Source organism: Brevundimonas sp. LM2, assembly GCF_002002865.1.
In the GTDB taxonomy this organism is placed as follows: domain Bacteria; phylum Pseudomonadota; class Alphaproteobacteria; order Caulobacterales; family Caulobacteraceae; genus Brevundimonas.
Genome location: NZ_CP019508.1, coordinates 2398611 through 2412583, shown reverse-complemented (window position 1 = coordinate 2412583; position 13973 = coordinate 2398611). Strand labels below are relative to the sequence as shown.

Genomic DNA, 13973 nt, shown 5'->3' with positions numbered 1-13973 from the left:
TAGAGAGATCGGGCGGCGGATGCAAGGCTTTTCGGGGCGGTTCCGCATTACGGAAGGGCACGCTAGCATCGCGCCGGGATTCGCCCGGGTCGGGCGTGGGAGTGTGTGAATGGCCTTCTGGAACCGGCGCAAGTCGATCGACGCATTGCATCAGGCGTCGGATGGGCCGCGCCTGAAGGCGACGCTGAGCTGGCCGCACCTGCTGGCCCTGGGCGTGGGGGCCATCGTCGGGACGGGGATCCTGACCCTGATCGGGGTTGGGGCGGGGCTGGCCGGGCCGGCGGTGATGATCAGCTTCGCCCTGGCCGGATTGGTCTGCGCCTGCGCCGCCCTGGCCTATGCCGAGCTGTCGACCATGATGCCGCAGGCGGGCAGCGCCTATGCCTATTCCTACGCCGTGCTGGGCGAGGGGATCGCCTGGATCGTCGGGTGGAGCCTGATCCTCGAGTATTCGCTGGTGGTCTCGGCCGTGGCGGTGGGCTGGTCGGGCTATGCGGTCGGGTTCCTGACGGGGATGGGGATCGACCTGCCGACGGCCCTAACGGTTGGGCCGCATGTGGCGGGCGGGGTGGTCAACCTGCCGGCGGTGGCGATCATCGCCCTGGTCACCGGCCTGCTGCTGCTGGGCACGCGCGAGAGCGCGACGCTGAACGCCATCCTGGTGGTCATCAAGGTCGCCGCCCTGATCGGCTTCGTGGCCATCGCCCTGCCGGCCTTCGACCAGGCCAATTTCGTGCCCTTCATGCCCTATGGCTTCGGGGCGCCCTTCGTCCAGACCGGCGTGATGGCGGCGGCGGCGATCATCTTCTTCGCCTTCTACGGCTTCGACGCCATCTCGACGGCGGCGGAGGAGACCAAGAAGCCCGAGCGCGACCTGGCCATCGGCATCATCGGCTCGATGCTGATCTGCACGGTGCTGTATCTGGTGGTGGCGGCGGCGGCGATCGGGGCGCGACCCGTGGCCAGCTTCGCCGCCAGTCCCGAACCCCTGGCCCTGATCCTGCGCGAGCTGGGACAGGGGACGGCGGCCCAGTGGATCGCGGCGAGCGCGGTGATCGCCCTGCCGACCGTCCTGCTGGCCTTCCTGTTCGGCCAGAGCCGGATCTTCCTGGGCATGGCGCGCGACGGCCTGCTGCCGACGTCGCTGGCGAAGATTTCGACCCGGGGCGTGCCGGCGGTGGTGACGGTCTTCACCGCCATCGTCGTGGCGGCCCTGGCCGGGATCATGCGGCTGGACGAACTGGCCTCGCTGGCCAATGCCGGGACCCTGGCGGCGTTCGGGGCGGTGGGGGTGTGCCTGATCGTGCTGCGGCTGCGGGACCCGGCCCGCGAGCGCAAGTTCCGCGCCCCGCTGTTCTGGCTGGTCGGGGCGATCACGGTGGTGGGCTGCCTGGTCTTCTTCTTCAGCCTGCAGGCGCGCACACAGCTGTATTTCCTGTACTGGAACCTTGGCGGGCTGGTGATCTACCTGCTGTGGTCGGCCAAGAACGCGCGCCTGGCCAAGCACCCCGAACAGGCCGGCTGATGTCCCGGCGCGACCTGACCGGAGCCGTCGATTTCGCGGTGCTGGATCGCACGACCGGCGGCGACGACGCGGTGGCCGAGGAGGTGCTGGGTCTGTTCGTCCAGCAGGCCGGCCTGTGGTCGCCGATGCTGGATACGCGGCAGGAGGGCTGGCGCGACGCGGTTCACACGATCCGGGGGGCGGCGGCCGGCATCGGGGCGGGACATCTGGCCGCCGCCTGTCTGGAGGCCGAGGGGGCCGAGTCCGGGGTGGTGCCGCGTCGGCTGGACGAGGTCCGCGACGCCCTCAACGCGGCCCTGGCCGACGTCGCGGCGTGGCGGCACGAGCTGATGCTCCGATCGCTGAAGGGCTAGACGCCGTCGACGACATAGACCCGCGAGGTCGAGGCGGCCTCGCGGATGCGCAGGGCGGCCTGGTAGTCGGGCGAGGCGCGCCAGGCGAGGGCGGTCGGGCGGTCCGGGAACTCGAGCACGACGATGCGGGCCGCGGGCGGCTCGCCGACGAGGGCCTGGCCGGCGCCGCCGCGCACCATGTAGCGCCCGCCGAAAGCCTCCACCGTCGGCTTGGCCAGAGCCGCGTACTCGGCATAGCGGTCCGGGTCGGTGACGACGATCTCGTTGATGACATAGGCCTTGGCGGTCGGCGTATCGGTCATGGCAAGGCTCCGGGGCTAGGGGCGGGTGCGGTCGTAGGTCGCGAACTCGTGGGCGATGCAGCGGTCGATCAGGGTGCGCCAGACCGGCTCGGCGATGTCGGGCGACAGGTGGTGGGCCTGGGCCGCGGCCAGGACCTTTGTGACCACGTCCTCGATGCGGGCGTCGTCGTGGACGGCGTCGCGGTCCGGCTTGATGCGGGCGGCGGCGTCCATGTAGCGCTGGCGCTCGGCCAGCAGGGCGACCAGGGCGCGGTCGAGGGCGTCGACGCCGTGACGGACGTCGTCCATCGAGCGGCAGGCGGCGGGGTCGACGCGGGCGTCGACGGCGACGATCTGGGGCTTGTGCAGGGTCTCAGCCAACGAACGCGCGCTCCAGGACATAGTCGCCGGGTTCGGCGTTCGAGCCCTCCTTCAGGCCGAAGGTCTCCAGCAGTTCGCCGGCCTCCTTGATCATGGCCATGGAGCCGCACAGCATGACCCGGTCGCGCTCGGGCGAGAAGCCCTGCGGCAGGCCCAGGTCGGTGAACACGGCACCCGACTTGATCCGGTCGGTGATCCGGCCGGGCGTGTCGAAGGCCTCGCGGGTGACGGTGGGATAGTAGGTCAGCTGGGCCGCCGCCTCCTCGCCGATCAGGGGGTCGTCGTGGATTCCGGTGGTCAGGAAGTCGCGGTAGGCCAGGTCGGCGACGTTGCGCACCGTGTGGCAGACGATGACCCGGCCGAAGCGGCTGTAGGTGTCGGGATCGCGGGCGACGCTGAGCCAGGGGGCCAGGCCCGTGCCCGTGCCGATCAGCCACAGGGTCTGACCGCCGGTCAGGGCGTCCAGCACCAGGGTGCCGGTCGGCTTCTTGCCCATCAGGACGGTGTCGCCGGGCTGGATCCTGACCAGGCGCGAGGTCAGGGGGCCGTCCGGCACGGCGATGGAGAGGAACTCCAGCTCCTCGTCCCAGCCCGGACTGGCGATGGAGTAGGCGCGCAGGATGGGCTTGCCGCCGTCTTCGCCGGGCAGGCCGATCATCACGAACTCGCCGGAACGGAAGCGGAAATCGTCGGGACGGGCGATGCGGAAGCTGAACAATCCGTCGGTCCAGTGGTGGACGGACAGCACCTCCAGTTCATGGAAGGCGGAGGGCTTGGACGGGGGCGGGGCGAGGGGGACGTCGGTCATCACCGCGCTTTCTAGGCATTCGCGGACGCGGAAGAAAGGTGCGGAAATGTCGTCCCTCTCCCAGAGGGAGAGGGCTTGAGCGCCCGAGCGCCGTCAGGCGGTCGGTCTTGCGCGAAAGGGTGAGGGGTTATGCGCTCACTGGTTGGCACCGTAACCCCTCACCCTTTCGGCTAAGGCGCATCGCTGCGCTCTGCGAGCCTCAAGCCCTCTCCCTCTGGGAGAGGGAAGGGGAGTGACGGCGCAGGATTCGCCCGCTAGCGTCCCGCCCATGCGCACAATGCTTCTCGTCTCCGCCCTCGCCCTGACCGCCGGTTCGGCGCTCGCCCAATCCGCAAACCCCGCCGTGCTGACGCCGGAACGGGTGTTCGCCAACCCCGGTCTGAACGGACCCGTGGCCCAGGGGGTCAGTCTGTCGCCGGACGGCGAACTGGTCGCCTTTCTGCGGGCGCGCCAGGACGATGTCTCGGTGCTGGACCTGTGGGCCGCACCGACCGGGGCGGGCGAGCCGTTCAAGCTGATCGACGCCCGCGCCCTGGTGCCCGATGCCGGCGAGCTGTCGGAGGCCGAAAAGGCCCGGCGCGAGCGGATGCGGATCAGCCAGCGCGGCGTGGTCGAATATTCGTGGGACGAACAGGGCCGCTATATCCTGGCCCCGCTGGAAGGCGACATCTTCCTGGCCAGCCGGGAAGGGGGCGCCGTTCGCCGCCTGACCGAAACCGAGGCGGACGAGATCGACGCCAAGGTCAGCCCCAAGGGCAACTACGTCTCCTTCGTGCGGGACCAGGACCTGTTCGTCGTCAACCTGGCGACCGGGGACGAGACGCCCCTGACGACGGACGGCGACGCACTGCTGACGTGGGCCACCGCCGAGTTCATCGCCCAGGAGGAGATGGATCGCGACACCGGCTATTGGTGGAGCCCGGACGAGCGGTTCATCGCCCTGCAGCGGACCGATGAGTCCTCCGTCGACATCGTGCCCCGGCTGGACATCAGCGGCGGCGGGGCCAGCGTGGTCGAGCAGCGCTATCCCCGCGCCGGCCGCCCCAATGCGGTGGTCGAACTGTATGTGCAGGACGTGGCGGCCGCGCGCCGGGTCAAGGTCGACCTGGGCGACAACACCGACATCTATCTGGCCCGGGTCAACTGGTCCCAGGACGGGCGCACCCTGTACGTCCAGCGCCAGAGCCGGGACCAGAAACGTCTGGACCTGCTGAGCGTCGATCCCACGACCGGGGCGTCGCGCGTCATCGCCAGCCCGACCTCGCGCGCCTGGGTCGAGCTGACGGACGACTTCAAGCCGCTGAAGAACGGCGGCTTCATCTGGTCGGACGAGAGCACCGGCTGGCGGCACCTGTATCTGTACAATGCGGCGGGCCGGAAGGTGCGGGCCCTGACCGAGGGCGAGTGGCCGGTCCAGACCCTGGACGGGGTCAATGAGGAGACCGGTCAGGTCTTCTTCTCCGCCGCCATGCGCGACAACGTCGAGGCCCCGCTGGAGCGGCGGCTGTTCCGGGTCGATCTGGCGCGGCGCTCGCGCCCCGTGGCGGTGACCGAGACCAGCGGCGCGTTCAATCTGAACAACACCGCCACCGCCTATGTGACGACCTATTCCGACGTCGACACGCCGCCGCAGACCGCCCTGTACCGCGCGGACGGGACCTTCGTGCGCTGGATCGAGGAGAACAAGCTCGACGAGACCCACCCCTTCTGGCCCTACCGTGAGCGCCGCATGGATCCGGAGTTCGGCACGCTGGAGAGCCACGGCGAGACCCTGGTCTGGCAGATGACCAAGCCCTACGGCTTCGATCCGACCAAGACCTATCCGGTGATCATGCAGGTCTATGGCGGGCCGTCGGGCGGGGGCGTCCGCCCCAGCTGGCAGCCGGCGACAACCCAGCTGCTGACCGAGGCCGGCTACATCGTCTTCCGGCTCGACAACCGCGGCGAGGGCTATCGTTCGGCCGCGTTCAAACAGGCCCTGCATCTGAAGATGGGCCAGCCGGAGATCGAGGATCAGGTCCTGGGGGCCAACTATCTGAGATCGCTGCCCTATGTGGACGACGCCCGGATCGCGATGATGGGCTGGTCCTATGGCGGGTTCATGAGCCTGATGGCCCTGACCGAGCCGGAGATGGGGCTGGCGGCCGCCGCCGTCGGGGCCCCGCCGACCGAGTGGAGCCTGTACGACACCCACTATACCGAGCGGTTCATGTCGACGCCCCAGGCCAATGCCGAGGGCTATGCGGCGTCGGACGCCCTTCCGCGCCTGGACAACCTGACCGGCCGGATGCTGCTGATGCACGGGATGGCGGACGACAACGTGATCCTGGAGAACTCGACCCGGGTGATCGACGCGCTGCAGGCCAAGAGCATCCCGTTCGAGCTGATGCTGTATCCGGGCCAGCGTCACGGCGTGCGGGGGAATGAGCGCCAGCTGCAGCAGTGGCGGACCTATCTGGACTTCTTCGACCGGACGATCGGGTCGCGGGCTCCGGGCGTGTCCGACTAAACCTATCCGCTCATCCCGGCGACCCTGAGAGCGGCGCGCAGCAGCCAAAGCCGGGATCCAGTCCTTTCGCTCATGCACGGTGGTCCGGATCAATGTCGATGCAAAACGGGTGGCAGACTTCGCCCAAAGCACTGGATCCCGGCTCTCGCCGATATGCGCGGAGGGGCGTGGCGTGTGTAGGTCTGCTAACTGCGCTGTTGCTTGCTGGCTGCGCGAGTTCGACGTTGCCGGCATTATCCGACGAGTATGAAGGTCCACCCTCGACCCCTGCGCAGGCCGCTGCTGCTGCGAGAGTCGCTGCAGCCGCTGCGGCTGACGCGGATGCGGCAGCTTCTGACCGGCGAGCTGCTGCAGGTTTGTCGTCGTCGCTCGCAAAATGCGCGGGCGTGACCGCGGATCGCGTAGCCCAATGTGAAGATGACGCTAGAGGCATGAACGCCGTCATCGCGTGGTCGTCCGGCGGAGCGGCATCGCCCGATGGGATGCTCTCCGAGATGCCGATCTTCCTCAAGGACAACATCGAAACCGCCGACATGCCGACCACGGCCGGGTCGATGGCCCTGCTCGACAACGCCCCCGGTCGCGACGCGCCGCTGGTCGCTCGGCTGCGCGCGGCCGGGGCGGTCATCCTCGGCAAGACCAATCTGTCGGAGTGGGCCAATATCCGCTCGTCGGCCTCCGTCTCGGGCTGGAGCGGGGTGGGGGGCCAGACGCGCAATCCGCATGCGCTGGACCGGAACACCTGCGGCTCGTCCTCGGGCAGCGGCGCGGCGGTGGCGGCGGGGCTGGCCCCGGCGGCGATCGGGACCGAGACGGACGGGTCGATCGTCTGTCCGGCGGCGATCAACGGCATCGTCGGCTTCAAGCCCACGGTCGGCATGGTCAGCCGCACCCATATCGTGCCGATCAGCCATTCGCAGGACACGGCCGGGCCGATGACCCGCACGGTCGAGGACGCGGCCCTCGTGTTGTCGGTCATGGCGGGGACCGATCCGGCCGACCCCGCAACGGCGGAAGCCGATGCGCGCAAGGTCGACTTCCGCGCGGCGCTGGACGCCGCATCGCTGCGGGGCACGCGGATCGGGGTGGCGCGGTTCCTGACGGGCTATTCGGCCGGCACGGACCGGGTGTTCGAGACGAACCTGCAGGCCCTGCGTGACGCGGGCGCGGTGCTGGTCGAGATCACCGACGGGCCCGACATGAACGCCATCGGGGCGGCCGAGACGACCGTGCTGCACTATGAGCTGAAGGCCGATCTGAACGCCTATCTGGCCTCGACGGACGCGGCTCAGGTCAAGACCCGCACCCTGGCCGACGTCATCGCCTTCAACGCGGCCACGCCGCGCGAACTGGGCCTGTTCGGCCAGGAGACCTTCCTCAAGGCCGAGGCGACGACGGGGCTGGACACGCCGGAATATATCGCCGCGCGCGAGACCTCGCTGCGACTGGCGGGTGTGGAGGGGATCGACCGGATGCTGGCCGAGCACACGGTGGTGGCGCTGGTCGCCCCGACGGTGGGACCGGCCTGGTCGATCGATGCGGTCAACGGCGACCACTATCTGGGCGCGGCCTCGACCCTGCCGGCGGTGGCGGGATACCCGCATCTGACCGTGCCGATGGGCTTCGTGCAGGGGCTTCCGGTGGGGCTCAGCTTCATCGGAGCCAAGTGGGACGACGCGCGGATCCTGTCACTGGGCTACGCCTTCGAGCAGGCGACGCGGGCGATCCGTCCGCCGACCTTCGCCCGGTCGGCGGACGACCTGCCGGACCTGGCCCCGCTGCTGGCGCCGCTCCCGCGGGACTAGGGCGCCGAAAGCCCGGGCGGTCGGCCGGGTCTTCGCTCGCCTCCGGCCCGGCGCGTGCCTTGACTCGGTTGAACGAACGACGATATCTCAATCCTGAGGCGCGGGGTCGGCTGCTTATCCGGAGCGCGGAACACAGGGATATCACCCATGCTGACCGTCCGGGACGGCGTCCTGCTGAGCGGCATGGCCGCGGTCCAGCAGATCAAGTCGCCGAACCACGGCGGCGCCTTCGCCCCACCGCCCGGGATCGTCGTAATCCACTACACGGTGGGTTCGACGGCGTTGCTGACCGCCAAATGGTTCTGCAATCCCGCCAACACATCGTCCTCCGCCCATGTGGTGATCGACCGCGACGGTTCGATCATCCAGTGCGTCAACTTCGGCGTGGTGGCCTGGCACGCGGGCAAGTCGAGCTGGGACGGCCTGACCGGCCTCAACCGCTATTCCATCGGCATCGAACTGGCGAACTGGGGGCCCCTGAAGGGCTCTGGATCCCAATGGCTGAACGGGGCGGGCAAGGCGGTGGCCGATCCGTTCATCGGTGTTCACCGCAACGGCAATCCGAACGGGTCGCGGACACGGATCGGTTGGGAAGCCTATCCGGACGCCCAGGTCGACGCGGCGGTCGCCCTGACGCTTGCCCTGAAGGACGTCTATCCGATCAAGACCGTCGTCGGTCACGACGACATCGCCCCGATCCGCAAGTCCGACCCGGGTCCCGCCTTCGACATGGCCCGGTTCCGCAGCCGGGTCTTCGACGAGCGCAAGGATGACGGGGGCAATATCGCGGTCGTGGATGCCCCGGCGGGGCTGAACCTGCGGTCCGGACCGGGGCAGGACTACGCCGTGCTGGAACTCCTGAAGGACAAGACCGTCCTGGAGCCGCTCGGCCAAAGCGGGAACTGGCTGGAAGTGACGGTTCTGGACGCCGACCATAGGCCCATTCGGACCGGCTGGGTGCATACGCGCTACATCCGGACGTAGGGGGTCTGGCCGGGCCTGACGGCTCGATCCGATGGACGACACAGGAACCGGGAGGGCTGGGCCGGGGTTTGGCGGATATGCGTTTCCCGTCATCCCTGTCCGGCCGAAAGATCACCCCATGAGCGACTGGATCGCCACCGCCTTCGGCACGGCCGCGGCCCTGTGCTCGATCACGAGCTTCGCCCCCCAGATGATCAAGATCTGGAAGGAGCGCGACGCCTCGTCGGTGTCGCTGCGCACCTATGCGCTGACGGTGACCTGTTTCGTGCTGTGGGTCGTCTACGGCGTCCTGACCGAGGCCTGGCCGGTGACGATCGCCAATGCCTGCGCCCTGGTCATGGCGGCGGGGGTCCTGGGCATGAAGTGGCGGTTCCGCGACGGGGACCCGGAAGCGGCGAAAGCCTAGGGCGCCGGCCGAGCCGGCCCAACCGTCAGGTCAATCTCGCGCGGACATCACGCCGCAGGCTGCATCGTCGGCGGCGGCCCCGGTGCGTCTACCGCGGCAGTTGGTCCGCCCGCGCCAGAGCCGCCTAGCACCAATCGGCTTGCAATCCGACAGCGCATGGCCTTAGGTTCGCCATTGATACCGGTGTCAGTAAGCATTCCGGCGCCCAATGATACCGGTGTCAATCGCGGATCACGCGTGGATCTGCACCAAAACGACAGACCGGCGAGAACGTCGGCAGAGACATTGACCCCCTGGGAGGAGGCACCATGACCCATACTCACACAGGGCGCAGCCGCGCCTATCGCACTGGCCTGGTGGCCGGCACATCAGCCATGGCCATCGTCCTGACGCTGAGCATCGGCGCGGCCGCGGCCCAGACGGCGCCCCCGCAGGATGAGGCGACGGAGGTCGACGAGATCGTCGTCACCGGGTTCCGCGGCAGCCTGAACGCCGCCCTGAACATCAAGCGCAACGAGGCCGGCGTCGTCGACTCCATCGTGGCCGAGGACATCGCCGACTTCCCGGACCTGAACCTGGCCGAGTCGGTGCAGCGCATCCCCGGCGTCTCGATCGACCGCGACGCGGGTGAGGGGCGCTCGATCACCGTACGCGGCCTGAGCTCGGACTTCACCCGCACCCGCATCAACGGCATGGAGGCCCAGGCCACCACCGGCGGGACGGACTCCTCGGGCGGCGCCAACCGCGGTCGGGGCTTCGATTTCAACGTCTTCGCCTCCGAACTGTTCAGCTCCATCAAGGTCCGCAAGACGGCCGCCGCCGAGACCGAAGAGGGGTCTCTGGGGGCCACGGTCGATCTGCAGACGACGCGGCCGTTCGACTATGACGGCTTCACCATGGCCGCCTCGGTGCAGGGCGGGTACAACGACCTGTCCGAAAGCTACGATCCGCGCGCGGCCTTCCTGCTCAGCAACACCTTCGCCGACGGCACATTCGGGGCCCTGGTCTCGGTCGCCTACAGCGAGCGCAACTCGCTGGAAGAGGGGTTCAGTTCGGTCCGCTGGGCGCCGGCCGTCGGCAACAACAGCTCCGGCGGATTCTGTTCGCCCCTCGGCGTGACGCCGCAGAACGCCGCCAACAATACGGCCGCCGGATCGACGGCGGCCGCCTGCGCCACCGGCATCCCCCGCCCGGCCAATACGGCCGCCAATGTGACCGCCTACAACACCGCCAATCAGGCCGATGTCTTCGTGCCGCGCCTGCCGCGCTACGGCCGGCTCACGCATGAACAGGAGCGCCTGGGCGTCACGGCCTCGCTGCAGGCCCGGCCGCGCGAGGGCACGACCTTCTCGTTCGACCTGCTGTATTCCAAGCTCGACTCCACGCGGCAGGAGGACTTCCTCGAGGCCCTGTCCTTCAGCCGCAACGCCGCGGCCGGGGGCCAGACTCAGGTCATCGTCCGCGAGGCCGCCGTGGACAACGGGGCCCTGGTCTATGGTCTGTTCGACAATGTCGATCTGCGCTCGGAGCAGCGCTACGACGAACTGTCGACCGAGTTCACCCAGCTGAGCTTCACCGCCGAGCACCAGTTCACCGACCGGCTGAGCGGCAAGCTGTTCATCGGCCGGGCCGAGTCCGTCTACGAGAACCCGATCCAGACCACGGTCACCCTCGATCGCAACAACAGCCAGGGCTATTCCTGGGACTTCCGGGGCAATCCGGAAACGCCGGTGATCGACTACGGCTTCGACGTCACCGATCCGGCCAACTGGGCCTGGCGCGCGGCCGGCGCGACGCCGCGATCGGAAATCCGGATCCGGCCCAACGGCGTGACCACGGTGTTCGAGACCTTCGCGGGCGACCTGGCCTATGAGGCGACCGACTGGCTGACCCTGCGGGCCGGGGTCAACTACAAGACCTTCGGCTCGCGCTCCTACGAGTTCCGTCGGACCGACGAGACCGTCATTCCGGCCCTGCCGGCGGGCGTGACGGTGGCCGACATCTCGTCGGTGCTGACCGGGTTCGGCAAGGGACTGACGCCGGACGGCGTCGATACGTCCTGGCTGATCCCGGACATCAACGCCGTGGCGTCGCTGTTCAACATCTATTGCAACTGCAACACCGGGGTGGCGGGGGGTGACTTCACCCTGACCGGGATCTCCAACGGCAATGCGCGGGGCGGCAACCGCAACATCGAGGAGGAGGACTTCGCCTACTACGTCCAGGCGGATTTCGAGACCGACGTGTTCGGCATGCCCCTGCGCGGCAATGTGGGGGTCCGTCAGGTCAACACCCAGCTGCTGGCCGAGGGCTTCTCGTCCAGCGCCGGCGGGACGCCGGTCTCGGGCACTAACGAGTATGACGACACCCTGCCGTCGCTGAACCTGGCGCTGGAGCCGATCGACGACGTGGTGCTGCGCTTCGGAGCCGCCAAGGTCATGGCGCGGCCGCAGATCGGAAACGCCCTGGCGGGCACCAACTACCTCGTGCCGACCACGTCTCTGGCCGCCAGCGGCCCGAACTTCACCGCCAGCATCGGCAACGTCGATCTGGAGCCGTTCCGGGCCACGACCTACGACCTGGGCGTCGAATGGTATTTCGCGCCGGAGAGTCTGCTGTCCTTCGCCTATTTCTACAAGGACATCGACACATACATCCAGATCCTGCGCCAGGACCTGCCGTACTCCGACCTGACCGGCCTGAATCCGTCGGCCTTCGCCCCGGGCCTGTGCACCGGCGTGTGCTCGCCCTCGACCATCTTCCAGCTGACCTCGGCGGTGAACACCGAGGGCGGGCCGCTGAAGGGGTTCGAGGTCAGCTACCAGCAGCCGTTCGCCTTCCTGCCGGGCTTCCTCGGCAATACGGGCGTGCAGCTGAACTACACGCGCGTCGAGTCCGAGATCGACTATTGCTCGAACGCCCTGTGCACGACCTTCGTCACCGACGACCTCGCCGCCCTGTCGCCCACGGCCTACAACGGCACGCTGTACTATGAGGACGACACCTTCTCGGCGCGGGTCTCGGCCTCCTATCGCGAAGCCTATCTGCAGAACGTCCCCGGACGGAACGGCAATGCGAAAGAGGGCAAGCAGGAGACGCTGAACTGGGACGTCTCGGCCAGCTACAACGTGACCGAGCAGATCAGCCTGACCTTCGAGGGGCTGAACCTGACGGACGAGGAAAACCACCAGTACGTCGGCGACGACAGCCGGCAGTCGACCTCGGTCTATCACCACACGGGACGCCAGTTCTACGTGGGGGCCCGCTACCGCTACTAGATTCGTTCTCCCCGGAACGTACACCTGGGCCGGGGACGCGCGAGCGTCTCCGGCCTCTCTTTGTCCGGTCTCAGGTCGGAGGCGGGGGCGGGGGGGCGGATTGATCTTCCATCAGGGGGATCGACACCACGCGGCGCAGGGTGGCTCCGGCCTGGCCGTCCAGACCGGCCATGACGAGATCCAGCCCGATGGCCGTGATGCCCTGAGAGATCGCGGACGGCGCCGGCGGGGCGCCCGGTGCGGCGACCGGGGCGGGGATGGCGACCGGCGGCGCGGGCTGGGGCCAGGTGTCGAGCCAGTCGCCGTGCCGGCGGTGGAAGGTCCATCGCACCGAGCCGACGTCTTCCAGCAGAATCTGGGTCCGCGCGCCGGCCGCCCCGGACAGGGTGCGGGTCAGCCGGTCGCCGGTCAGGTCGTACTGGACATTGACGACGGCGCCCGACAGGTCGGTCTTCTGCAGCGCCAGGGCCGCCCCGGATCCCGCCAGCGAGCCCGTGACCTGGTTCAGATCGGTCGAGATCACCAGCATGGCGCGCTGGATCTCGGCCAGGCGGGACAGACGGGTCTCGGTCGCGCCCTGGGTGCGCAGGACCCCGTCCAGCAGGGTAAATCCCGCGACCCCGATCAGGGCGAACAGGGCCATGGCGATCAGCACCTCGACCAGGGTGAAACCCTGGCGCGACCGTGCGCGCTTCATGCTAAGCGGCGAGGATTGCCGGAGAGACCCCCATGCTGAAAGTCTGGAGAACACGCGATGGCGAGGAGGGCCGGGCAGGGGGCGCATTTCAGTTCGAGCGTCTGACGGTCAAGGTGACCCGCTGGCGGATGGTGCTGGCCGGTGTGGGCGTCGGGGCATATGTCCTGGGCCTGATCGCCCTGGCTCCGTCGGAGATCATCGTGAAGCCGTCGTCGAACGGCGAACGCCAGGCCGTGGGCACAGTCTGGGCCGGGGAGCGGGGCATGCCGGGCGGGTTCGGCGCGGGCTGGACCCTGATGCCCTTCGCCTCGATCCTGCACCTGTCGGCGGCCGAGCGGATCACCCTGCGGGGGCCGGACACCGACGCCTCGACCCAGGTGCTGGTGCGGCCGGGCCGGGTCCTGGTGCGCGATCTGGACGGGACGGTGTCGATGCGGATGCTGAACGCCGTGGCCCCCGGCCTGCCGTTCGCCTGTTCGCCGGTCATGCGGATGGAGGTCGAGCGCCTGTCGCTGAAGGGAGCACCGACCGGCGAGGGGCGGATCACGACGGGACCGGGCGAGTGCGCGGCGAACGGGCTTGGGGTGACGCCCCTGGCGGCCCTGACCGGGACCGTGACGGCCGACGAGGGGGCGTCGAACGTGGTGTTCACGCGCGCGGGCGGGACCGAGCCGGTGCTGAAGGCGCGGGTGCAGGCGGACGGGACGCTGACGGCCTCGGTCGAGCCGGGCGGCGTCGGGCTGCTGCCGGGCATCGGGGCCCCGATGTCGATCGACACGACGCTGTAGGGCTGAGCCCTTCCCCCGCGCTTCGCGGGGGAAAGCCGTCCGTTTTCGAGCGGAGCTCGAACAGGACGGATGGGGGACTCTGTTCTTCCGCGAAGCCAGACAGGACTTCCCCCATCGGCCCTGGATCGCTGCGCGATCGACGGGCCGCTTTCCCCCGC

The 13973-nt window shown here is 68.9% G+C and carries 12 protein-coding genes; 8 read left to right on the top strand and 4 right to left on the bottom strand.

The features are described 5' to 3' along the window. Positions 1-109: 109 nt before the first annotated feature. Positions 110-1525, top strand: a complete 1416-nt coding sequence (locus BZG35_RS11935; RefSeq protein WP_077355854.1) for an amino acid permease — start codon at positions 110-112, stop codon at positions 1523-1525. Continuing rightward, on the top strand, positions 1525-1878 hold the full coding sequence (locus BZG35_RS11930; protein ID WP_077355853.1) for an Hpt domain-containing protein: 354 nt from the start codon (positions 1525-1527) through the stop codon (positions 1876-1878). Before BZG35_RS11935 ends, BZG35_RS11930 begins: the two co-directional genes overlap by 1 nt. Here BZG35_RS11930 and BZG35_RS11925 read toward each other — a convergent pair. Genes BZG35_RS11925 through BZG35_RS11915 form a run of 3 tightly spaced genes read right to left on the bottom strand, consistent with a single transcriptional unit; the run spans position 1875 to position 3348 of the window. Further along, entirely contained in the window at positions 1875-2180 is a 306-nt protein-coding gene (locus BZG35_RS11925) for a DUF1330 domain-containing protein (RefSeq protein ID WP_077355852.1), read from the bottom strand. The genes BZG35_RS11930 and BZG35_RS11925 overlap by 4 nt on opposite strands. Positions 2181-2195: 15 nt before the next feature. After that, positions 2196-2561 carry a chorismate mutase gene (locus tag BZG35_RS11920; RefSeq protein ID WP_077355851.1) on the bottom strand — a complete coding sequence of 122 codons (366 nt, stop codon included), beginning with the start codon at positions 2559-2561 and terminating at the stop codon, positions 2196-2198. Next, the gene (locus BZG35_RS11915) at positions 2533-3348 is read right to left on the bottom strand and encodes a ferredoxin--NADP reductase (protein WP_077355850.1); all 816 of its coding nucleotides are present in this window, start codon (positions 3346-3348) and stop codon (positions 2533-2535) included. The genes BZG35_RS11920 and BZG35_RS11915 overlap by 29 nt, the downstream gene beginning before the upstream one ends. Positions 3349-3616: 268 nt before the next feature. Here BZG35_RS11915 and BZG35_RS11910 point away from each other — a divergent pair, with 268 nt between their 5' ends. The 5 genes from BZG35_RS11910 to BZG35_RS11890 all read left to right on the top strand — a co-directional run bounded on the left by BZG35_RS11910 (position 3617) and on the right by BZG35_RS11890 (position 12330). Next, positions 3617-5857: a S9 family peptidase gene (locus tag BZG35_RS11910; RefSeq protein ID WP_150126020.1), complete on the top strand. Its 2241-nt coding sequence runs from the start codon at positions 3617-3619 to the stop codon at positions 5855-5857. Positions 5858-6081: 224 nt separating this feature from the next. Further along, positions 6082-7662: an amidase gene (locus BZG35_RS11905; RefSeq protein WP_077355848.1), complete on the top strand. Its 1581-nt coding sequence runs from the start codon at positions 6082-6084 to the stop codon at positions 7660-7662. A gap of 147 nt (positions 7663-7809) precedes the next feature. Continuing rightward, entirely contained in the window at positions 7810-8646 is an 837-nt protein-coding gene (locus BZG35_RS11900) for an N-acetylmuramoyl-L-alanine amidase (protein WP_077355847.1), read from the top strand. A gap of 118 nt (positions 8647-8764) precedes the next feature. Beyond that, on the top strand, positions 8765-9052 hold the full coding sequence (locus BZG35_RS11895) for a SemiSWEET family sugar transporter (RefSeq protein ID WP_077355846.1): 288 nt from the start codon (positions 8765-8767) through the stop codon (positions 9050-9052). Positions 9053-9360: 308 nt separating this feature from the next. Next, positions 9361-12330, top strand: a complete 2970-nt coding sequence (locus tag BZG35_RS11890) for a TonB-dependent receptor (RefSeq protein WP_077355845.1) — start codon at positions 9361-9363, stop codon at positions 12328-12330. A gap of 70 nt (positions 12331-12400) precedes the next feature. On the opposite strand, the gene BZG35_RS11885 is transcribed toward BZG35_RS11890, so the two are convergent. Further along, complete coding sequence (locus BZG35_RS11885; RefSeq protein ID WP_171981948.1) at positions 12401-13027, bottom strand: type II secretion system protein J; 627 nt, start codon at positions 13025-13027, stop codon at positions 12401-12403. A 32-nt stretch (positions 13028-13059) separates the two neighbouring features. Between BZG35_RS11885 and BZG35_RS11880 the strand changes: the two genes are divergently transcribed. After that, the gene (locus BZG35_RS11880) at positions 13060-13815 is read left to right on the top strand and encodes a hypothetical protein (RefSeq protein WP_171981947.1); all 756 of its coding nucleotides are present in this window, start codon (positions 13060-13062) and stop codon (positions 13813-13815) included. Positions 13816-13973: the final 158 nt, after the last annotated feature.

Excerpts from the sequence above, each read along its gene's own strand:
- BZG35_RS11915 (WP_077355850.1), bottom strand. The coding sequence starts at position 3,348 with ATGACCGACGTCCCCCTCGCCCCGCCCCCGTCCAAGCCCTCCGCCTTC.
- BZG35_RS11925 (WP_077355852.1), bottom strand. The coding sequence starts at position 2,180 with ATGACCGATACGCCGACCGCCAAGGCCTATGTCATCAACGAGATCGTC.
- BZG35_RS11890 (WP_077355845.1), top strand. The coding sequence starts at position 9,361 with ATGACCCATACTCACACAGGGCGCAGCCGCGCCTATCGCACTGGCCTG.
- BZG35_RS11910 (WP_150126020.1), top strand. The coding sequence starts at position 3,617 with ATGCGCACAATGCTTCTCGTCTCCGCCCTCGCCCTGACCGCCGGTTCG.
- BZG35_RS11930 (WP_077355853.1), top strand. The coding sequence starts at position 1,525 with ATGTCCCGGCGCGACCTGACCGGAGCCGTCGATTTCGCGGTGCTGGAT.
- BZG35_RS11920 (WP_077355851.1), bottom strand. The coding sequence starts at position 2,561 with ATGTCCTGGAGCGCGCGTTCGTTGGCTGAGACCCTGCACAAGCCCCAG.
- BZG35_RS11885 (WP_171981948.1), bottom strand. The coding sequence starts at position 13,027 with ATGAAGCGCGCACGGTCGCGCCAGGGTTTCACCCTGGTCGAGGTGCTG.
- BZG35_RS11895 (WP_077355846.1), top strand. The coding sequence starts at position 8,765 with ATGAGCGACTGGATCGCCACCGCCTTCGGCACGGCCGCGGCCCTGTGC.
- BZG35_RS11880 (WP_171981947.1), top strand. The coding sequence starts at position 13,060 with ATGCTGAAAGTCTGGAGAACACGCGATGGCGAGGAGGGCCGGGCAGGG.
- BZG35_RS11935 (WP_077355854.1), top strand. The coding sequence starts at position 110 with ATGGCCTTCTGGAACCGGCGCAAGTCGATCGACGCATTGCATCAGGCG.
- BZG35_RS11900 (WP_077355847.1), top strand. The coding sequence starts at position 7,810 with ATGCTGACCGTCCGGGACGGCGTCCTGCTGAGCGGCATGGCCGCGGTC.